The 20,357-nt window shown below is 61.2% G+C and carries 20 protein-coding genes; 6 read left to right on the top strand and 14 right to left on the bottom strand.

The features are described from left to right. Nucleotides 1-142: 142 nt before the first annotated feature. Genes JFU47_RS24055 through JFU47_RS24045 form a run of 3 tightly spaced genes read right to left on the bottom strand, consistent with a single transcriptional unit; the run spans nt 143 to nt 2,201 of the window. Complete coding sequence (locus tag JFU47_RS24055; RefSeq protein WP_123366842.1) at nt 143-760, bottom strand: TPM domain-containing protein; 618 nt, start codon at nt 758-760, stop codon at nt 143-145. Nucleotides 761-793: 33 nt separating this feature from the next. Next, entirely contained in the window at nt 794-1,546 is a 753-nt protein-coding gene (locus tag JFU47_RS24050; RefSeq protein WP_201186094.1) for a TPM domain-containing protein, read from the bottom strand. 43 nt (nt 1,547-1,589) lie between these two features. Then, a complete protein-coding gene (locus tag JFU47_RS24045; protein ID WP_201186086.1) occupies nt 1,590-2,201 on the bottom strand; it encodes a LemA family protein in 612 nt (203 codons plus the stop codon). A 238-nt stretch (nt 2,202-2,439) separates the two neighbouring features. Between JFU47_RS24045 and bglX the strand changes: the two genes are divergently transcribed. Continuing rightward, nucleotides 2,440-4,731, top strand: a complete 2,292-nt coding sequence (gene bglX, locus JFU47_RS24040) for a beta-glucosidase BglX (RefSeq protein ID WP_201186084.1) — start codon at nt 2,440-2,442, stop codon at nt 4,729-4,731. Between the two features lie 134 nt (nt 4,732-4,865). Here the strand turns inward: bglX and JFU47_RS24035 are convergent, their stop codons facing one another. The 9 genes from JFU47_RS24035 to JFU47_RS23995 form a co-directional block, all read right to left on the bottom strand. Continuing rightward, nucleotides 4,866-6,023 carry a phospholipase D-like domain-containing protein gene (locus JFU47_RS24035; protein ID WP_201186082.1) on the bottom strand — a complete coding sequence of 386 codons (1,158 nt, stop codon included), beginning with the start codon at nt 6,021-6,023 and terminating at the stop codon, nt 4,866-4,868. 1 nt (nt 6,024) lies between these two features. After that, nucleotides 6,025-6,615 carry a YceI family protein gene (locus JFU47_RS24030; RefSeq protein ID WP_201186081.1) on the bottom strand — a complete coding sequence of 197 codons (591 nt, stop codon included), beginning with the start codon at nt 6,613-6,615 and terminating at the stop codon, nt 6,025-6,027. Nucleotides 6,616-6,825: 210 nt separating this feature from the next. Then, nucleotides 6,826-7,596, bottom strand: coding sequence for an IclR family transcriptional regulator (locus JFU47_RS24025; RefSeq protein WP_140892406.1), 771 nt, complete (start codon nt 7,594-7,596; stop codon nt 6,826-6,828). 83 nt (nt 7,597-7,679) lie between these two features. Beyond that, the gene (locus tag JFU47_RS24020) at nt 7,680-9,128 is read right to left on the bottom strand and encodes an amidase (protein ID WP_274610002.1); all 1,449 of its coding nucleotides are present in this window, start codon (nt 9,126-9,128) and stop codon (nt 7,680-7,682) included. Next, on the bottom strand, nt 9,125-10,435 hold the full coding sequence (locus JFU47_RS24015) for a citrate-proton symporter (protein WP_056739368.1): 1,311 nt from the start codon (nt 10,433-10,435) through the stop codon (nt 9,125-9,127). Before JFU47_RS24015 ends, JFU47_RS24020 begins: the two co-directional genes overlap by 4 nt. Before the next feature lie 81 nt (nt 10,436-10,516). Further along, nucleotides 10,517-11,692 carry a M20 aminoacylase family protein gene (locus JFU47_RS24010; protein WP_201186079.1) on the bottom strand — a complete coding sequence of 392 codons (1,176 nt, stop codon included), beginning with the start codon at nt 11,690-11,692 and terminating at the stop codon, nt 10,517-10,519. Nucleotides 11,693-11,845: 153 nt separating this feature from the next. Beyond that, nucleotides 11,846-12,175: an amidase gene (locus JFU47_RS24005; protein ID WP_201186077.1), complete on the bottom strand. Its 330-nt coding sequence runs from the start codon at nt 12,173-12,175 to the stop codon at nt 11,846-11,848. Then, nucleotides 12,172-13,266: a serine hydrolase domain-containing protein gene (locus JFU47_RS24000; protein WP_201186075.1), complete on the bottom strand. Its 1,095-nt coding sequence runs from the start codon at nt 13,264-13,266 to the stop codon at nt 12,172-12,174. Before JFU47_RS24000 ends, JFU47_RS24005 begins: the two co-directional genes overlap by 4 nt. 155 nt (nt 13,267-13,421) lie before the next feature. Then, on the bottom strand, nt 13,422-14,309 hold the full coding sequence (locus JFU47_RS23995; protein ID WP_201186073.1) for an acyl-CoA dehydrogenase family protein: 888 nt from the start codon (nt 14,307-14,309) through the stop codon (nt 13,422-13,424). A 154-nt stretch (nt 14,310-14,463) separates the two neighbouring features. On the opposite strand from JFU47_RS23995, the gene olsB reads away from it, so the two are divergent. Beyond that, the gene (gene olsB / locus JFU47_RS23990) at nt 14,464-15,219 is read left to right on the top strand and encodes an L-ornithine N(alpha)-acyltransferase (RefSeq protein ID WP_008152922.1); all 756 of its coding nucleotides are present in this window, start codon (nt 14,464-14,466) and stop codon (nt 15,217-15,219) included. After that, the gene (locus JFU47_RS23985) at nt 15,219-16,013 is read left to right on the top strand and encodes a lysophospholipid acyltransferase family protein (RefSeq protein ID WP_201187318.1); all 795 of its coding nucleotides are present in this window, start codon (nt 15,219-15,221) and stop codon (nt 16,011-16,013) included. The genes olsB and JFU47_RS23985 overlap by 1 nt, the downstream gene beginning before the upstream one ends. An 80-nt stretch (nt 16,014-16,093) precedes the next feature. On the opposite strand, the gene JFU47_RS23980 is transcribed toward JFU47_RS23985, so the two are convergent. Beyond that, entirely contained in the window at nt 16,094-16,666 is a 573-nt protein-coding gene (locus JFU47_RS23980) for an acyl carrier protein phosphodiesterase (protein WP_140677497.1), read from the bottom strand. 171 nt (nt 16,667-16,837) lie between these two features. On the opposite strand from JFU47_RS23980, the gene JFU47_RS23975 reads away from it, so the two are divergent. Genes JFU47_RS23975 through JFU47_RS23965 form a run of 3 tightly spaced genes read left to right on the top strand, consistent with a single transcriptional unit; the run spans nt 16,838 to nt 19,411 of the window. Beyond that, entirely contained in the window at nt 16,838-17,140 is a 303-nt protein-coding gene (locus JFU47_RS23975; RefSeq protein WP_007983055.1) for an ArsR/SmtB family transcription factor, read from the top strand. Between the two features lie 34 nt (nt 17,141-17,174). Further along, nucleotides 17,175-18,341, top strand: coding sequence for an MFS transporter (locus tag JFU47_RS23970; RefSeq protein ID WP_201186071.1), 1,167 nt, complete (start codon nt 17,175-17,177; stop codon nt 18,339-18,341). Between the two features lie 20 nt (nt 18,342-18,361). Then, on the top strand, nt 18,362-19,411 hold the full coding sequence (locus JFU47_RS23965) for an alkene reductase (protein WP_123366857.1): 1,050 nt from the start codon (nt 18,362-18,364) through the stop codon (nt 19,409-19,411). Nucleotides 19,412-19,629: 218 nt separating this feature from the next. On the opposite strand, the gene emhR is transcribed toward JFU47_RS23965, so the two are convergent. Continuing rightward, complete coding sequence (emhR, locus tag JFU47_RS23960) at nt 19,630-20,262, bottom strand: efflux system transcriptional repressor EmhR (RefSeq protein ID WP_123366858.1); 633 nt, start codon at nt 20,260-20,262, stop codon at nt 19,630-19,632. Between the last annotated feature and the right edge of the window lie 95 nt (nt 20,263-20,357).

Here is a 20,357-nt window from a genome sequence, read left to right as displayed (position 1 = left end):
AAAGGAGCCGATCTTCAAGCTTTTCAGGACCTGAGTTCGACTCGATTTCCCCGGTCGCAAAATATCTAGAGAACACATCGGTCAGTCCCCTCGCCCCTCGGGGCGGTCCGACGTTTCGGGAGGGTTAGGGTGAGGGGGGCTTTTAACCCAACACCACCAACCGATTCGGCAACTCATTCCTCACATGCGTCACCGGCACATGCACCTTGAGCAACTCGCCACACGCCTCGACGCAGGTGACAAACCCCTGCAACGTCTGCCCCTGCTTCACCTGCAGGGTAAACGCCGCAACAATTCCATCCCAGTTCTTGTTGTCCAGCCGTTTCGAAATCCCCTCATCGACCAGAATTTCCACATAACGCTCAGCTTCGCAGACAAAGATCAACATGCCGGTGCTGCCCACCGTGTGGTGCAGGTTTTGCTCCAGAAACTGTCGGCGCGCCAGGTTCGAGGCGCGCCAATGACGCACCGAGCGCGGAATCAGGTGCGTGGTGACTTTCGGAATCCGGAACACCAGGCACAGCACGATGAAACTGATCCATTGCACCAGCAGCAAACTGTGCAGGGTCAGCCAGCCCGTGAGGTAATGCACGATACCCGGCACCACCAGCGCCAGCAGGCTGGCCCAGAGCAACGGAATGTACGCGTAGTCGTCGGCGCGGGCCGCGAGCACGGTCACCAGTTCGGCGTCGGTGTCGCGCTCGACCCGGGCAATCGCCTCGGCAACTTTGCGTTGTTCGTGTTCGGTCAGTAATGCCATGTCTAAGAATGCCCACTCGCTATTGTTGTGTGATCACCAGCTGCCCGAGGAACCGCCGCCCCCGAAACTGCCCCCGCCGCCGCTGAAGCCCCCGCCTCCACCGCCGCCAAAACCTCCACCGCCGAACCCGCCGCTCGAACCGCCTCGGCCACCGCCGCCGCTGGGCAGGATCCCGAGCATCTGGCACACAAACATCGTCAGGATGAACAGCATCACCAGAAACACGAAGATCCCCGGATGCCGTGAGACGAAGTCGCTTTCCTGATTGCCGCCGGAGTCATACACCGTGGACGGTTCATCCAGCGGATTGCCGCCCAATACCACGAGCATCGCCGCGACCCCGTCGCTGATGCCCTTGCTGAAATTGCCGGTCTTGAACGCCGGGGTGATCACCTGATTGATGATCACCGAGCTTTGCGCATCGGTCAGCCGGTCTTCCAGGCCATAACCGACTTCAATCCGCAGCTTGCGATCATCACGCGCAACGATCAGCAGTGCGCCAGTGTTCTTGTCCTTCTGGCCGATGCCCCAGTAGCGCCCCAGTTGATAACCGAAGTCCGCAATGTCGGTGCCCTGCAAATCCGGCAACGTGACCACCACCAACTGCTCGCCGGTGGCTTTTTCATGGGCCTGAAGCTGTTGCGTCAGCTGCTCACGCACCGCAGGCTCGATCATCTGGGCGTTATCGACCACCCGCCCGGTCAGTTCCGGAAATTTCAACGCAGCCTGGGCTGTCAGGGCAAACACCCAGAGCAACAGCATCAGGCCAACTTTCAACACGCGCATGGGCAACCTCATCCGTGGTGACGCTTCAAACCCATCCCGGTACTTACTTGAATTTCACTTCTGGCGCTTTTTCCGCATCGGGGCTGGTGGCCTCGAAGGTTTCGCGGATCGGCAAATCGCTGTACATCACGGAGTGCCACAGGCGACCGGGGAAGGTACGCAGTTCCGTGTTGTATTTCTGCACGGCGAGGATGAAGTCCCGACGCGCCACGGCAATGCGGTTCTCGGTGCCTTCAAGTTGCGATTGCAGCGCCAGGAAGTTCTGGTTGGCCTTGAGGTCCGGGTAACGCTCGGACACCACCATCAGACGGCTCAAGGCACCGGTCAGCTGATCCTGGGCCTGCTGGAACTGTTTGAGTTTTTCCGGGTTATCCAGAGTCTTGGCATCGACCTGGATCGACGTGGCCTTGGCCCGGGCTTCAACCACGGCGGTCAGGGTTTCTTCTTCGTGCTTGGCGTAGCCCTTGACGGTTTCCACCAGGTTGGGAATCAGGTCGGCGCGGCGCTGGTACTGGTTCTGCACCTGGCCCCAGGCGGCCTTGGCCTGTTCGTCGAGGGTCGGGATCGTGTTGATACCGCAGCCGGCCAGCAGTGTGGTCAGCAACATCAAGACTGCAACCTGCAGGCTCGACCGATAGTGGTGTCGTACATTCATCTGGTTGATGCTCCCTTGCACGTTCCGTTGAAAAACAACCTTCGAACTTTGAACCCGGCTCTTGGGGCAAAATCTGCCGCGACCACTGGATTGCATCGCGCCAATGGGCTAAAAGATGCCCCTGCGCTAAAACACTGCGCAAGTGTGCCTGCATTTACCTGAACAACAATAGTCGCTCCCTAAATTTTGGCTGACCGGCGCGTATTCACTGCCGTTTAGGCTTTTGAGAAAACTATTCATGAAGAAGCTGTATTTGCTGGGCCTGTTCGTCAGCCTGGCCAGTCATAACGTACTGGCCGCCACGACGCCCGCACCTCTGGAAAACAAGGACGCGTTCATCAGCAACCTGATGAAGCAAATGACCCTCGATGAAAAGATCGGCCAGTTGCGCCTGATCAGCATCGGCCCGGAAATGCCACGGGAGCTGATCCGCAAGGAAATCGCCGCCGGCAACATCGGTGGCACGTTCAACTCGATCACCCGCCCGGAAAACCGTCCGATGCAGGACGCGGCCATGCGCAGCCGGTTGAAGATCCCGATGTTCTTCGCCTATGACGTGATCCACGGTCACCGCACCATTTTCCCGATCCCGATAGCCCTGGCCTCAAGCTGGGACATGGACGCCATCGGCCTGTCCGGGCGCATCGCCGCCAAGGAAGCCGCGGCGGACAGCCTCGACATCACCTTCGCGCCGATGGTCGACATCTCCCGCGACCCGCGCTGGGGCCGGACTTCCGAAGGCTTCGGCGAAGACACTTACCTGGTGTCGCGCATTGCCGGCGTCATGGTCAAAGCCTTCCAGGGCACGGGCGCGAACGCGGCCGACAGCATCATGGCCAGCGTTAAGCACTTTGCCCTGTACGGCGCGGTCGAGGGCGGTCGCGACTACAACGTCGTCGACATGAGCCCGGTCAAGATGTTCCAGGACTACCTGCCACCGTACCGTGCGGCTATCGACGCCGGTGCTGGCGGGGTGATGGTCGCGCTGAACTCGATCAACGGCGTACCGGCCACCGCCAACACCTGGCTGATGAACGACCTGTTGCGCAAGCAATGGGGCTTCAAAGGCCTGGCCGTCAGCGACCACGGGGCGATTTTCGAGCTGATCAAACACGGCGTCGCCCGTGACGGTCGCGAAGCCGCGAAGCTGGCGATCAAGGCCGGCATCGACATGAGCATGAACGACACCCTCTACGGTAAAGAGCTGCCGGGGCTGTTGAAGGCGGGTGAGATCCAGCAAAGCGACATCGACAACGCCGTGCGTGAAGTGCTCGCCGCCAAGTACGACATGGGCCTGTTCAAGGACCCGTACCTGCGCATCGGCAAGGCTGAGGATGATCCGGCCGACACTTACGCCGAAAGCCGCCTGCACCGTACCGAGGCCCGTGACGTCGCGCGCCGCAGCATGGTGTTGCTGAAGAACCAGGGCGAAACCCTGCCGCTGAAGAAAACTGCAAAAATCGCCCTGGTCGGCCCGCTGGCCAAGGCACCGATCGACATGATGGGCAGCTGGGCCGCCGCGGGGAAACCCGCGCAATCGGTGACCCTGTTCGACGGCATGACCACTGCACTGGGCGCGCAATCGACGCTGATCTACGCTCGCGGCGCCAACATCACCAGCGACAAGAAGGTGCTGGATTACCTGAACTTCCTCAACTTCGACGCACCGGAAGTGGTGGACGATCCGCGTTCGGCCCAAGTGCTGATCGACGAAGCCGTGAAAGCCGCCAAGGATGCCGATGTGGTGGTGGCCGCGGTGGGCGAATCCCGTGGCATGTCCCACGAATCGTCGAGCCGCACCGACCTGAACATCCCGGCCAACCAGCGCGATTTGATCAAGGCCCTGAAGGCCACCGGCAAACCGCTGGTGCTGGTGTTGATGAACGGCCGTCCGCTGACGATTCTCGAAGAGAAGGAACAGGCCGACGCGATTCTGGAAACCTGGTTCACCGGCACCGAAGGCGGCAACGCCATCGCCGACGTGCTGTTTGGCGACTACAACCCGTCGGGTAAATTGCCGATCACCTTCCCGCGTTCGGTAGGCCAGATTCCGACCTACTACAACCACCTGAGCATTGGCCGACCGTTCACGCCGGGCAAACCGGGCAACTACACCTCCCAGTATTTCGATGACACCACCGGGCCCCTGTTCCCGTTCGGTTTCGGCCTGAGCTATACCGATTTCAGCCTGAGCGACATGGCACTGTCGTCGACCACGCTGAACAAAACCGGCAAACTCGACGCCAGCGTCATGGTGAAGAATACCGGCAAGCGTGACGGCGAAACCGTGGTGCAGTTGTACATCCAGGACGTGACGGGCTCGATGATCCGTCCGATCAAGGAACTGAAGAATTTCCAGAAAATCACGCTCAAGGCCGGCGAACAGAAAGTCGTGCACTTCACCATCACCGAGGACGACCTGAAGTTCTTCAACACCCAGCTCAAGTACGCGGCAGAACCGGGAAAGTTCAACGTGGAGATCGGCCTGGATTCCCAGGACGTGACGCAGCAGAGCTTTGAACTGCTGTAATCCCTGACACACCGCAATAAAAAAATGTGGGAGCGAGCCTGCTCGCGAAAGCGGTCTGACATTCAGCATCTTCGTTGAATGTTATTCCGTCTTCGCGAGCAGGCTCGCTCCCACAGTGATTTTTGGTGTGACGACTACCCCCGTCGATCCAGCAGATTCACCACCAGCCGATCCACCCATCCCCAAATCCTTTGCTTCACCCGCCGCCACAGCGGCCGGCGTTGCCATGCCTCCAGGCTGACTTCCTGGCTCTGCGCAAAGTCCCTCTCGAAACTCGCCGCCACCGCCCGCGTCAGCCCTGGGTCCAGCGCCTCAAGGTTGGCTTCCAGGTTGAAGCGCAAATTCCAGTGATCGAAATTGCACGAGCCGATGCTCACCCAGTCGTCGATCAGGACCATTTTCAAGTGCAGGAAACACGGCTGGTATTCGAAGATCGTCACCCCGGCCTTGAGCAATCGCGGGTAGTAGCGATGCCCGGCGTAGCGCACCGACGGGTGATCGGTGCGTGGCCCGGTCAGCAGCAGACGCACATCGACACCCCGCCCCGCGGCCCGGCGCAGTGAGCGGCGGACTTTCCACGTTGGCAGGAAATACGGCGTCGCCAGCCAGATCCGCCGCTGGCCGCTGTTCAACGCGCGAGTCAACGATTGCAGGATGTCCCGGTGCTGGCGGGCGTCGGCATAAGCGACCCGGCCCATGCCCTCGCCCACGGGCGGCACGCGTGGCAGACGCGGCAAGCCGAAATGCGAAGCGGGTTTCCAGGCGCGCCGATGGCGGTTGGCGATCCATTGGCGGTCGAACAGCAACTGCCAGTCGATGACCAAGGGGCCGGTGATTTCCACCATCACTTCGTGCCATTCGCTGGTGTCTTCACCCGGCGTCCAGAATTCATCAGTCACCCCGGTGCCGCCCACCACGGCCATACTCTGGTCGACCAGCAACAGCTTGCGGTGATCGCGGTAGAAGTTGCCGACCCAGCGCCGCCAGCTCAGGCGATTGTAGAAGCGCAGCTCCACCCCCGCCGCCATCAATCGCTGGCGCAAGGTCAGGGTGAACGCGAGGCTGCCGTAATCATCGAACAGGCAGCGCACGCGTACACCACGTTCGGCAGCCTGGACCAACGCCTGAACCATCGCTTCGGCACAGGCGCCCGCCTCCACCAGGTACAACTCCAGCTCGACCTGCTCTTCGGCGCGGGCAATCGCGACCAACATGCGTGGAAAAAACTGCGGACCGTCGATCAACAGTTCAAAACGGTTGCCTTCACGCCAGGGGAAAATCGCGCCGGCCATGTCAGCGCGCCGTGAAAATCAGTACCGCACCCACCGGCACCGACAGACTGATAGCCGACAAACCGGCGATCTTGCGCAAACTTTCCAGGCCGGGGGCCAGGTCGAAATCCGCGGCATTGATGATCAGCGGTTCGAGGGTCACCACCTGGAAGCGTCGGTCATCGAGACGGGTTGCCAGCAGTTCGGCGGTGTATTCGTGTTGTTTGCCATGGAGGTTGACGGTCAGCGGCAGGCGCAATTCAAGTTGCGCGCCGGGCGCCAGATCGTTGATCGGGCGTAGGTCAATCTGCGCGGTGATCAGTGTTTCGGGGAAAGTCTGGATTTCAAACAGGTCCTTGCGCATGCGTTCATCGCGCAGCGGGATGCCACTGTTGACCGAGTCCATCTCGACTTCCACCTCGGCCAGGCCTTTGGGATCGACCTTGCCGTGCAGCACCAGAAAGCGCTGCACTTCGGACATGTTGGTGTTTTTGGTGCTGATGAACGACAGCCGCGAGGACTCGCCATCCAGATACCAATCGGCGTGAGCCGACAGGGCGGCTCCGGCCAGTAGCAGGAAGGCGAGGGTTTGGCAGAGGAAGCGGTTGAACATAGAGACTCGTGGGGCAGATAAACCTGCACGAACCTTAACCGCCCGTGAGCCAATTGCAAACTTGTGTAGCAGCTGGCGAAGCCTGCGTTCGGCTGCGAAGCAGTCGTGAAATCAGGCACCACGGTTTTTCAGGAAGACCGAGGTGGCTGGATTGGCGACTGCTTCGCAGCCGAACGCAGCCTTCGGCAGCTGCTACAGGGTGTGTGCATGTCAGGCCAACGCGTGCTGCACATCGCCGATGGTCGAGGCCAAACTGTTCAGGTGCAGGCTCAACACCCGCTCCACCGGTGCCTGATCCATCGGCCAGTGCAGTGCCATGCTGCCGACCAGTCGGCCGTCGGCATGGAGCGGCAAGGCTACCGCCCGAATCAGAAACGGCAGGCGCACCGGGTATTCCCAGTAACCTTCGGTGCGCTGGCCGAAACCCTGATGCAACGCCTGTTCGCTGGCGCTGAAGAGGCTCTCATCGGTCAGCCGTTCACGACCGGCCAGTCGTTCCACTTCCTGGGTGTCCAGTTCGCCCAGGCATGCCCGGCCCATGGCCGAATGAAACAAGCTGGCGTGCTGACCGACGATCTGGCAGTTGTTCGGATAGCGCTTGCGCAGCACCGTGGGGATTGCGCTTTCCATGACTTCCACCCGCTCGCCGTCGAAGCTCGACAAGTCCGCCACCAGCCCGGTGCGTTCGCTCAACTCCAGCAACAGCGGCGCGGCGCTTTCCACCAGTCGCCGTTTGAAACGCTGCTGACTGTCGCCGAACAGGCGCTTGGCACACAGCCGATAACGCCGGTCGCTCAAGCCACGGTAGATCCAGCCTTGCTCCTGCAAGGTCAGCAACATCCGCGACACCGTGGCCTTGGGCAGGGTCGTCAGGTAGTGCAACTCCTCCAGACCCAACGCCTGATGCTCGCCCAGCAGTTCGACGATGGCCAGCGCCCGTTCAACGGAACGCACGCTGCCGGTTTCTGCCTTGCTGTCCATGGTTTCGATCTCCCTAAGCCCTGATGGAATAGCCCGGATGGATGATCGCTTTATGCAGCAAGATGCGGGCCCGCTCGGTGAACTCAGGCGTCTTGCAGACAACCCGGCGGCCGGCGCTTGACCCATTGCGTCAGTTGCTCATGGGCATACGCCAGTTGCAGCACCGCCCGATCGGCCTGGGCCGGGCCGATGATTTGCAGGCCCATCGGCAAACCGGCCGGGTTGAATCCCACCGGCACACTCATGCTCGGCAAGCCGGCCAGGGTCGGCCCGATCACCACTTCCATCCAGCGGTGATAGGTGTCCATGCTCTGCCCGCCGACGACGCGCGGCCACGGGGTTTGTGCATCAAAAGGGAACACTTGCGCGGTGGGCAGCAGCAGAAAATCGTAACGTTCGAACAACTCGCTCAAGGCTCGGTACCAATCGCTGCGACTGACCGACGCCTGGTAAACATCCGCCGCCGTCAGGCGCAGACCACCCTCGATTTCCCATTGTGCCTCGGGTTTGAGCAGGTCGCGTTTTTGCGGGTCGGCATACAGCGCGCCGAGGCTGCCCTGCACCAGCCAGTGTCGGTGCACCAGCCAGGTTTGCCACAGGCGTTCCATGGAAAAGTCCGGCTGGCAGGCCTGGACCCGGCAACCCAGCGCCTCGAAATCCTCGAGTGCCGATTCGCACAGGCTCAACACGCCGTCGTCCATCGGCAGGTAGCCGTTGTAGTCCCCCAGCCAGCCGAGCCGCACCTCACTGAAATCCCGCACCAGCGTGTCGTGGAAGATTTCCGGATTCTGCGTCAGCGACAAGGGCACGCGCGGGTCGTAACCGGCCTGGGTGGCGAGCAGGCGGGCAACATCCGTCACGCTGCGGCCCATCGGCCCTTCGGTGGCCAGTTGCTGGACGAACACGTCCGGCGCCGGGCCGTGGGGCACGCGGCCCTGTGACGGTCGGAAGCCGAACACGTTGTTGAACGCCGCCGGGTTGCGCAGCGAACCCATCATGTCGCTGCCGTCGGCCACCGGCAGCATGCGCAACGCCAGCGCCACCGCCGCCCCGCCGCTGCTGCCACCGGCGATCAACGCCGGGTCGTAGGCGTTGGTGGTGGTGCCGAACACGCTGTTGTAAGTCTGCGAGCCGAGGCCGAATTCCGGGACATTGGACTTGCCGATGATGATCGCCCCACAGTCGCGAACACGCGCCACGCTGATCGCATCGTGTTGCGGGATCTGCTCGGCGAACAGCGGCGAGCCCATGGTCGTGCGCAATCCGGCAGTCGCCGCCAGATCCTTGATGGCTTGCGGCATGCCGTGCATCCAGCCGCGGGACTGGCCCAGATCCAGTTGCCGGTCGCAGGCGTCGGCCTCCGCCAGCAACTCATCGGCCGGGCGCAGTGAGACCAGCGCGTTGACCTGCGGATTGAAGCGTTCGATCTGCGCCAGATACGCCTGCATCACTTCACGGCAGGAAACCCGGCGAGCGTGAATCGCCCGGGACAACGCATCGGCGTCCATTTCAACAATCGGATTGATGCTCAAGGCTTCACCTCAAGATTAAGTGCTTCGGATTTTTTAGCGCGTGGCGCTTCGTGCATGCAGTAAGTGCCCATCAGCGTCAGCACGCAAGCGAACAGGACATAGAAGGCCGGCGCCACGGGTGTCGCCAGCGCTTTGCTAAGCCAGGTGACAATCAACGGCGCGAAACCGCCGAAGACCATGACCGCAACGTTGTAGGCCACCGATACCCCGGTGGAGCGCACTTCGATCGGAAACTGTTCGGCCAGCGCGGTCGGGGCCGGGCCGAAGAACCCGCCGATGGCGCTGCACAGCAACAGTTGCATCACCAGCAAACGCTCCACCGATGGCGCCGCCGCGACCCACACGTACAGCGGATACACCATCACGAAAAACGCCAACGTGAACGCCATCAAAACCGGGCGGCGCCCGAGCCGGTCCGACAGCGCGCCGGACAGCGGAATGATCACGGTCATCACCGCGACGGCGAGCATCTGCACCAGCAGTACCTGATCCAGCGGCAGGCCGAGGTTTTTATGGGCGAAGGTCGGCATGTTCACCAGCACCACATAAAACGATACCGTCGCGCCGCACGCCAGGCCCATCGACACCAGAATGCTGCGCCGATGTTCGCGGATCACTTGCAGCAAGCTCGGGCTCGCGCCTTTGGCCTGTTTACGCGCCTCCAGAAATTCTTCCGGTTCCTCCATGTGCTTGCGAATCCACAGCCCGACCGGGCCGATCAACAAACCGATCATGAACGGAATCCGCCAGCCCCAGCTATCCAGCGCCTCGGGGGAAAGCAGATGAGTGAACAACGCCACCATCCCCGCCCCGGAAAATACCGCCAGACATTGCCCGACCAATTGCCAGGAACCGTACAAACCCTTTTTGTGCGCGGGGGCACTTTCCACCAGAAACGCCGTAGCGCTGGCGTATTCGCCGCCCGTGGCGAAGCCCTGGAGCATCCGTGCGACCACAATCAACAACGGCGCGCCCATGCCGATGGCGGCGTAATTGGGCGCGAAAGCGATCAGCGCGATGGACACCGTCATCAGACGGATGATCATCTGCATCGCGGCCTTGCGCCCTTTGCGGTCGGAATACATGCCCAACAGGATGCCACCCACCGGGCGCATGAAAAACCCGACGCCAAAGGTCGCCAGCGCCATCAGCAGTGACGCGTATTCGTCCTCGGACGGGAAGAATTGCCGGGCGATGATGCTCGCGAGAAAGCCGTAAACGATGAAGTCATACCATTCCAGCGCGTTGCCGATAACGGCGGCGACCACCTGCCGGGTGCGCGAAACGCCTGTGCTCGAAGTCTGCATGGGGAACTCTCCAGAAACCTGTTGGGCGATAACGGACGCGACAATGCGCGCCCGATCCAGCGGCAGTAGAAAGTGAGATCGTCAGGCGGGCTTTAGCCAGCGCTCGGTCAGCGCGCCCCAATACGCCGCGCCGGTCAACAGGATGTCGTCGTTGAAGTCGTAAGCGGGGTTGTGGACCATCGGCCGCGAAACGCCATTGCCGATGAACAGATAGGCGCCGGGGCAGCGTTGCAGCATCCAGGCAAAGTCTTCGCTGCCCATCAGTTTGGGTGTGTTGCCATCCACCGCGTCGGCACCGAGCAACTCGACACCGACTTGCCGGGCGAACTCGGTTTCAGCGGCGTGGTTGACCAGCACCGGGTAAGCCGGGCGATGTTCGATTTTCGAACTGCAACCGAAGCTGCGGGCCTGGGATTCGATGATCGCGCGCACGCGGTCGAGGGTTTTCTCGCGAACTTCGGCGTTCAATGCACGCAGGCTCAGACGCAGAATCGCTTGTTGCGGAATCACGTTGGCGGCCTCCCCGGCCTGCAACGCACCGACGGTCACCACGGCGGCCTGCTGCGCGTCGATGTTGCGCGCAACCACGGTTTGCAGGGCCATGACCAAGCTGGCCGCCGCCACCAGCGGGTCCACCGCCAGATGCGGCATTGAGCCGTGTCCGCCCACGCCTTCGATGACCACCGTGAGCAAATCCTGGGACGCCATCATCGGCCCTTCACGGAAGCCCAGATGCCCCGCCGGCAAGCCCGGCATGTTGTGCATGCCGAACAGCGCGTCGCAGGGAAACCGTTCCAGCAGGCCATCGGCAAGCATCGCTTCGGCGCCGCCCTGACCTTCTTCGGCGGGCTGGAAAATCAGGGTCAGGGTGCCGTCGAACTGACGGGTCGCCGCCAGGTAACGTGCCGCGCCCAACAGCATGGTGGTGTGGCCGTCATGACCGCAGGCGTGCATGCAGCCCTGATGCCGACTGCTGTAAGCCGCGCCGGTATTCTCGAGGATCGGCAAGGCGTCCATGTCCGCACGCAGCCCCAGTGTGCGTGAACTGCTGCCATTGCGCAGAACGCCAACCACACCGGTCTTGCCGATCCCGGTGTGAACTTCATAACCCCAATCTTCAAGGGATTTGGCCACCAGCGCCGAGGTGCGGTTTTCCTCGAAGCCGAGTTCAGGGTGGGCGTGGATATCCTGGCGCGTGGCGTGCAGGTCGCTGGCCACGTCGTTGAGCCAGGCAAGAATATGCTGATGTCGGGTCATGACGATTGTCCTCGGGCCGGGTGTATTCCCGTTCTTTTTGTTCGCAGTGATTTCGCGACACATCAAGGCAGGTCGCGCTCACCGCCAGATAACCGCGAGTTCGGCGCGAGGACAATCGAATGTGGTTCCACCACGTGGAACCTGAGGAGGGTTTCAGGGTGACAGGCGGCAGCCTTGGCGTTCTCCGACCCACACGGCGCTGTTGTTGCGGCCCATACCGCTGACGGTGACGCGCTTGCTGGCGGCGTCATCGGTAAAGCCACGGGGCGGCAGCCACTGCTTCACATAGCCGTGGCAGTACTCGGCCGGGTTGTTCATCACGTAACGGCACGAACAATATTCCTTGGCGGTGTAGGCGCTGATGATGTCCGGGAACGCCCACAGCGCCACGCGCTCCTGCCAGATCCAGCCGAGCATGACGATCAGCAGGATCAACAACAGCGTGCTGAACGGTCGGCGACGAACAAAGCTGCGACGCTTCATGGCTGCACCTTCGCGGCAAATGCGTTGAGCGCGAGTTTGAGCAAATCGTTGTGCCGGTAGCTGCCGTCGCGGTCATCGCCGTAGCGCACGATCACCAGGTTTTCGCTGGGAATCACGTACATCGCCTGACCCCAATGACCCAGCGCGGCGAAGGTGTCGGCGGGTGCATCGGGCCATGGTTTTGCCGCGCCATCCGCTGCTCGATTGAGCCACCAATGGCCGCCGGGTACGGCGTCGTCCTGATGGGCTTGATAGCGGGCGAACGGTTCGCGGTTGAAAGAAACCCAGTCCTTGGGCAGCAACTGGCGCTCGCCCCAACGACCGTCGCGGGCCATCAACAGCCCGACTCGAGCCAGATCCCTGGCGGTGAGGTAGGCATAGGATGAAGCGACGAATGCCCCCGTGGCGTCGGTTTCCCAGACGGCGTGGCGAATCCCCAAAGGCTCGAACAGAGCAGTCCATGGATAGTCCGGATAGCGGGTCGGGCCGACAATGGTTTTCAGCGCGGCGGACAATAGATTGCTGTCGCCACTGGAGTAACGGAATGCCTGACCGGGTTTGGCGTATTCACCGTGATCGGCGGTGAACGCGGCCATGTCCGGGTGACCACGGGTGTAGAGCATCGCGACCACCGAGGATTTCAACGGCGCGTATTCATAGTCTTCCTGCCAGTCCAGGCCCGAGGCCCAGTGCAGCAGGTCGGCCATGGTCATCGTCGGGTGTTTTTCCAGCGGTGGATAAAACTTCAGCGCCGGGTCCTGGAGCTTGAACAGACCTTCGCCATAGGCGACGCCAAGGACCGTGGCCATCAGGCTTTTACTGATGGACCAGGTCAGATGCGGGGTGTCGGCGATGGTCGGACCGGCGTAGCGTTCGTAGATCAGTTGACCGTCGCGGATCACCAGCAAGGCGTCGGTGCGGATGCCTTTTCGGGTGGCCTCATCACGGGGTGGGAAGGCGTAAGTCTCCAGCGCTTGAAGCGCCGGCCCGCTGACTGTCGGACCGGTTGACCATTGCTCGGCAGGCCAGTATTCGGCATGGGCCGTGAGGCTGAGCAGGAGCATAAAAACCAGGGACAAGCCTTTGGACATGGTGGGGGCTCGGCGGTATGGACCTGCTGAGCCTAGTCGCGCTTGATGACAGTTCCGGGATTTGTGTCATTAATGCGGCCTCTTCGCGAGCAGGCTCGCTCCCACCTTTGAAATGCATTCCCTTGTGGGAGCGAGCCTGCTCGCGAAGAGGCCAGTCAGCCCACTGACGATCCAGCGAGTGCCTTGGCCAACCGCTTCCCCCGCGCACCCACCGCCAAATCCATGACGGACTGATCGCGTTGCCAAATCGCCGCCCAATGCTGCGGACCATCGGCCAGTGCCTGAGCCACCTCGGCCTTGAGCCCATCGAACTGCGCAAACAAGCCTGCGAGCAACACATGCCCGGACGGATTATTCGGCGCCTGCCGGCTGACTTCCGCACACCCGGCCAGCAGCGCCAGCAAACGCAGTTGCAAGGCTTGTGGCCAGTCGCTGTCCTGACCGATGCCGTACAGCCAAGCGGTCATGGCGCTCAGCACATAGATGTCTTCAAGGGTGCGGAACGGTTTGATGTAAGCATCCCAGCCATCCCCCGCCAACAGTTCGCACTGAGCGTTATCGAGAAACAGCCGGCCATGGCTGATGTCCGGCATCAACGGGATCGCCGGAAGCTTCTCCAGACGCACGCCCGGTTCATCGGGATAAACCACCGCCAGACTCAGGCGCGGTTTTTCGTCGGGAGCTTCACTGCGGGCAGCAATCAGCAGCCAATCGGCGGCATCGCCTGCGGTGACAAAATCCTTGCGCCCGCTCAGACGCAAATCGTGCAGACGGGTCTGCATGTCCGCCACCTTCAGGCTGCGCTGTTCGGTCGCGCACAAGGCGCCGAGGCTCAGCGGCGCGCTCGGCCAGAGCATCCGCAACGCCGCCTGATAGCCCACCAGAAACGCCAGCCCTGGCGTCGACATCAAACGCCCGCCGGCCACCGCCAATTCGAACGGCGTGACGTTACCCAACTGGTGCAACAAGGTCGCGAATCCCTCGGCCAGGTCCGGGTTGGTGGGCAAGCGATCGCGGCGGCGCAGCAGGTTTTGCCAGGGCATAAGAGGCTCCTCAAAGGCTGTCATATAAGCATCACCAAAGCTTCATGGCGATGACACCGGGGCTACATAGCCTGACTTTGCACAACACGGCTGCATAAAGAAAGTCGATCGGCTGCTACCCAAGACGGGTGACCGGCCCGTATGGAGATTCGCAATGACTCAGATCGCCCGCATCAGCGACACCGGCAATGAACGCCGCCTGCAAGCCGAACGCCTGGTGGGCGCCGAGGCCTTGCAGGAAGCCCAGGCCTTGCGCTTCAACGTGTTCAGCGGCGAATTCAACGCCAAGCTCAAAGGCGCTGAGCTGGGTCTGGACATGGATGACTATGATGTTCACTGCGCCCACATCGGCGTGCGTGACTTGAACACCGGGCGTCTGGTGGCGACCACCCGTTTGCTCGACCACACGGCCGCCAGCAGCCTGGGCAAGTTCTACAGCGAAGAAGAATTCAGCCTGCACGGCCTGGTCCATCTCAAAGGCCCGATCCTGGAAATCGGCCGCACTTGCGTCGACCCGGCGTACCGCAACGGCGGCACCATCGCCGTACTCTGGGGCGAACTGGCCGAAGTGCTGAACCAGGGCGGCTACAGCTACTTAATGGGTTGCGCGAGCATCCCGATGCAGGACGGCGGCATCCAGGCCCACGCGATCATGCAGCGCCTACGCGAGCGCTACCTGTGTACGGAACACCTGCGGGCGGAGCCGAAAAAGCCGCTGCCGAGCCTCGACATCCCGTCCAATGTCATCGCCGAAATGCCACCGCTGCTCAAGGCCTACATGCGGCTTGGCGCGAAGATCTGCGGCGAGCCGTGCTGGGACGAAGACTTCCAGGTCGCCGACGTGTTCATCCTGCTCAAGCGCGACGAACTCTGCCCACGTTATGCCAAGCACTTCAAGGCGGCCGTATGATGAGTCGGTTACGGGTGTACGCGCGGATTGCGCGAGTGTTGGTGGTGGTGGCGCTGGGTTTGAGCATGGCTGGAGTGTTTGGGCTATTCGAGCGTTTGGGGATTGCTCATTCGATGGTGCGTCGCCAGCGCTGGTCGCGGTTTTTCATGGCTCGCCTGAGTAATGCCCTGCCCTTTCGCGTGACCGTGCACGGTGAATTGCCGAAGGCGCCGATGCTCTGGGTCAGCAACCATGTGTCCTGGACCGACATTCCGCTGCTGGGCATGCTCACGCCGCTGTCGTTCCTGTCCAAGGCCGAAGTGCGCACCTGGCCGGTGGCGGGCTGGTTGGCGGCCAAGGCTGGCAGCTTGTTCATCCGCCGGGGGTCGGGCGACAGTCAGTTGATTCGCAAACAGATGACCCGTCATCTGGAGCAGGAACATCCGTTGCTGATGTTCCCCGAGGGCACCACCACCGATGGCCGTTCGTTGCGCACTTTCCACGGTCGATTGCTGTCTGCAGCGATCGACTCAGAAGTGAAGCTGCAGCCGGTGGCGATTCGTTATCTGCGCGACGGAGAGCTCGATGCGCTGGCGCCGTTCATTGGCGACGATGATTTGCTCTCGCACCTGATGCGCTTGTTTGCCCATGATCGGGGTGAGGTGGAGATTCATTTGCTCAAGCCAATCGCGTGTGAAGGTCGCGAGCGTGCGGCACTGGCGTTCGAGGCGCAGCAGGCGGTGCAGAAGGCGTTGTTTGGTGAAGTGGCCAAACCTGCCGAACCGCGACGTGTCGGCGAATTGATCGCTGCCTGAAAGAAAAAGATCGCAGCCTGCGGCAGCTCCTACGCCGATCTCTGTAGGAGCTGCCGAAGGCTGCGATCTTTTGATCCTGGCTACACACGCTGCGCCACGAAATCCTGAAGCTGCGGATAGAACAACCGAAAGTCATTGCTCAACGGTTCATACAACACCCGCAATTCCTGCATCGCTGCGGCCAGTTCCTCCGGCCGCGTCAGTCTCCGTGAAATCCCTCGCAGCACTTGCTCAAGCACCGCAAATTCCCGATATGAACCCAACCAGTCATTAGCCACCATGTGCGGCGCGATCTGCGCCAGACGCTCGGGCAATTGCGCCTCGGTGGACAGCACCCGATACACGCCCGAAGTGAATTGCTCCAGCGGCTGATCCGAATAGAGTGTCCAGTCCCGGGCCAGGCAATGGTCGAAAAACACGTCGAGCACGATCCCGGCGTAACGCCTGCGGGTCAGGGAAAATCGTGACAACGAAACGTCCACCAACGGATGGCGGTCGGTAAAGACATCGATGCTGCGATGCAGCTGAATGGCCGCTTCGATCTCCGGATCGAACTGCCCTTGCAACCGCCCTTTGACGAAATCGCCATAAAGACTGCCGAGCAATTGACCGGGGCGCTGGCCACCGAGATGCAGATGTGCGAGATAGTTCATGGGCGCAGCTTAGCACTGCGCCTTTGTATCGTTACACTCATCATATCGTTATAACTCGATATACCGAATTAAGCGGTCCTCAGACCAAAATCATATTGGTATATCGCGAATTACAGATTTAAAGTTCGCCTCATCGCGATATAGCGTTTTACTCATCACGAGCCCAATACCATGACCATCAATCTCGACGAAATAATAAAAGCCCTGGCACACCCAGTACGGCGAGAAATCCTGCACTGGCTCAAAGACCCGACCGTCGAATTCCCCGACCAGTCCCACAGCAACGAGCACGGCGTCTGCGCCGGGCAGATTGATCAACGTTGCGGTTTGTCGCAGTCCACGGTGTCTGCACACCTGGCAACCCTGCAACGCGCCGGCCTGATCAGCAGCCGCAAAGTCGGCCAGTGGCATTTTTTCAAACGCAATGAGGAAACCATTCAGGAATTCCTCAAAACCTTCAGCAAAGAGCTCTGACCCTTTACGTCAGTACGCCGATAAGGAATCAACAATGCCCCTCTCGCTACTCATACTGGCCTTGAGCGCCTTCGCCATCGGCACCACCGAGTTCGTCATCATGGGCTTGTTGCCCGATGTGGCGGCGGACCTCGGTGTATCGATCCCCGGCGCTGGCTGGCTGGTGACCGGTTACGCCCTGGGCGTGGCCATCGGTGCGCCGTTCATGGCACTGGCCACCTCTCGATTGCCGCGCAAGGCCGCGCTGGTAGCGTTGATGGGCATCTTCATCGTCGGCAACCTGCTCTGTGCAATGGCGACCGACTACAACGTGCTGATGTTTGCCCGTGTGGTCACTGCGCTTTGCCACGGTGCGTTCTTCGGCATTGGCTCGGTGGTGGCAGCGGGTCTGGTTCCGGCGAACAAGCGGGCTTCGGCGGTGGCATTGATGTTCACCGGCCTGACCCTGGCCAACGTGCTTGGCGTTCCGCTGGGCACCGCGCTCGGTCAGGAAGCCGGCTGGCGTTCGACCTTCTGGGCGGTGACCGTGATTGGTGTGATCGCGTTGATCGGCCTGATTCGCTTCCTGCCGGCCAAGCGCGATGAAGAGAAACTCGACATGCGCGCCGAACTGCGCGCCCTCAAAGGCGCCGGGATCTGGCTGTCGTTGAGCATGACCGCGTTGTTCGCGGCTTCCGTATTCACCCTGTTCACCTACGTCGCCCCGCTGCTCGGCGATGTCACTGGCGTCTCGCCCAAAGGCGTGACCTGGACCCTGATGCTCATCGGCCTGGGCCTGACGGTCGGCAACATCATCGGCGGCAAACTGGCTGACAAAGGCATGGCCGCAACGTTGATCGGCGTCTTTATCTCGATGGCCGTGATCTCCACCGTACTGACCTGGACCAGCGTTGCGCTGATTCCTACCGAAATCACCCTGTTCCTCTGGGCCACCGCGTGCTTTGCCGCCGTGCCCGCCCTGCAAGTGAACGTAGTGACCTACGGCAAGGCCGCACCGAACCTGGTGTCGACCCTGAACATCGGCGCTTTCAATATCGGCAACGCACTGGGTGCCTGGGTCGGCGGCAGCGTCATCGCCCACGGTTTCGGCTTGACCAGCGTTCCTCTCGCGGCAGCCGCACTGGCGGTTCTCGCCCTGCTGGTGACCCTGATTACTTTCCGCCAGAGCGGCAACCCCGAACTGGCTCCTGCTATCAACTAACCTCACGAGGGTTTTACTTCATGACGACTATTTTCGATCCGATCAAACTGGGCGACCTCGAGTTGGCCAACCGCATCATCATGGCACCGCTGACCCGCTGCCGCGCCGACGAAGGCCGCGTGCCAAACGCACTGATGGCCGAGTACTACGTACAACGTGCCTCGGCCGGCCTGATCCTCAGCGAGGCCACTTCGGTCACGCCAATGGGCGTCGGCTACCCGGACACCCCGGGCATCTGGTCCAACGATCAGGTGCGTGGCTGGGCCAATGTGACCAAAGCGATCCACGGCGCGGGCGGCAAGATTTTCCTGCAACTGTGGCACGTCGGCCGGGTTTCCCACGAGTCGTACCTGGGCGGTGAAGCGCCGGTTGCACCCAGCGCCGTTCAGCCAAAAGGTCATGTCAGCCTGGTCCGTCCTTTGGCCGACTACCCAACCCCGCGCGCTCTGGAAACCGCTGAGATCGCCGACATCGTAGACGCCTACCGCACCGGTGCCGAGAACGCCAAGGCGGCCGGTTTTGACGGCGTGGAAATTCACGGCGCCAACGGTTACCTGCTCGACCAGTTCCTGCAAAGCAGCACCAACCAGCGCACCGATAATTACGGCGGCTCCCTGGAGAACCGTGCTCGCCTGTTGCTGGAAGTGACCGACGCAGCGATTGAAGTCTGGGGCGCTGGCCGCGTGGGTGTGCACCTGGCACCGCGCGCCGATTCCCACGACATGGGTGACGACAACTTGTCAGAGACCTTCACTTACGTCGCTCGCGAACTGGGCAAACGTGGCATCGCCTTCATCTGCTCCCGCGAGAAAGAAGATGGCGACAGCCTGGGTCCACAATTGAAGGAAGCGTTCGGCGGCCCGTACATCGTCAACGAACGCTTCACCAAAGACAGCGCCAACGCCTGGCTCGCCAGCGGCAAGGCTGATGCGGTGGCCTTCGGCGTGCCATTCATTGCCAACCCGGACCTGCCGGCACGTTTGAAGGCCGATGCGCCGTTGAATGAGCCACGTCCTGAGCTGTTTTATTCCAAGGGCGCGGTTGGCTACATCGACTACCCGGTGTTGTAAGCGTCCCCGCTTGAAACGCAAAAGCCCCGACTCGAAAGAGCCGGGGCTTTTTTGCAACCGGGTTACTCACAAAATCCCTACAAATCAGGTAGCTCACTACCTATCAACCTGGCGAGCCTACGTATATAAAAGCAACCCATTGCAATCAGGCGAGCGTCGGGATGATCCTCATCCGCCCTCAAATGTTGACATGGCCGGATCCAATTACGCATTTTGTTTCATTTGCGCAGGCTGGGGCTCAAGCGCAGCATGTCCAACCCTGTATCGACCAGACGCTCGGCTTCAGTGTGCAATTCAAAACTGTCGGGCGCCAACAGCCACTGATACAGGATGCCATCGATATACGCATGCAGGCTGATGGCCGCACGGGCCGTATCGAGGCTTTCCGGTAACTGTCCCCGATTGATCGCATTACTCAGGGCCAGGGCGATTCGCACATTGCAATCAAGGCTGACCGCTCGGCGCTGCTGGCGCAGGTCGCACATTTCATCGGTAAATTCGCACTTATGAAACAGAATCTCATTGATGCGTCGGGTCTTCGGGTCCAGAGAAACTTGATGAAACAAATGAATCAGCAGCTTGCGCATGCAGCCCAAGGGATCGAGCTCATCTTCGCTTTCACTGGCCTTGGCCATTTCATCCAGCGGCTCTTGCAGGGTATCAAGCATGGCCTGCACCAAATCCGCCTTGTTGCTGAAATGCCAGTAGATGGCCCCGCGCGTGACCCCGGCCAGGGTAGCGATATCCGCCAGTGTCGTGCGCGCCACGCCCCTTTCGTAAAAGGCTTTTTCTGCCGCTTCCAGTATCTGGCTGCGGGTTTCTTGAGCTTCCTCTTTGGTGCGACGGACCATGGCAGTACAACCTCAATCAGGATGCTTCAGCGATGTCTGAACATCCGCTGAATAAAAGTGGGGCGATCGCTCTCAGGCGTCGTCCCCGGCCTACA

This window comes from Pseudomonas sp. TH39(2020) (genome assembly GCF_016650715.1).
Taxonomy (GTDB): Bacteria; Pseudomonadota; Gammaproteobacteria; order Pseudomonadales; family Pseudomonadaceae; genus Aquipseudomonas; species Aquipseudomonas mandelii_C.
Note: the sequence above shows the minus strand (reverse complement) of the source record. Positions and strands in the feature narration are given on the sequence as shown.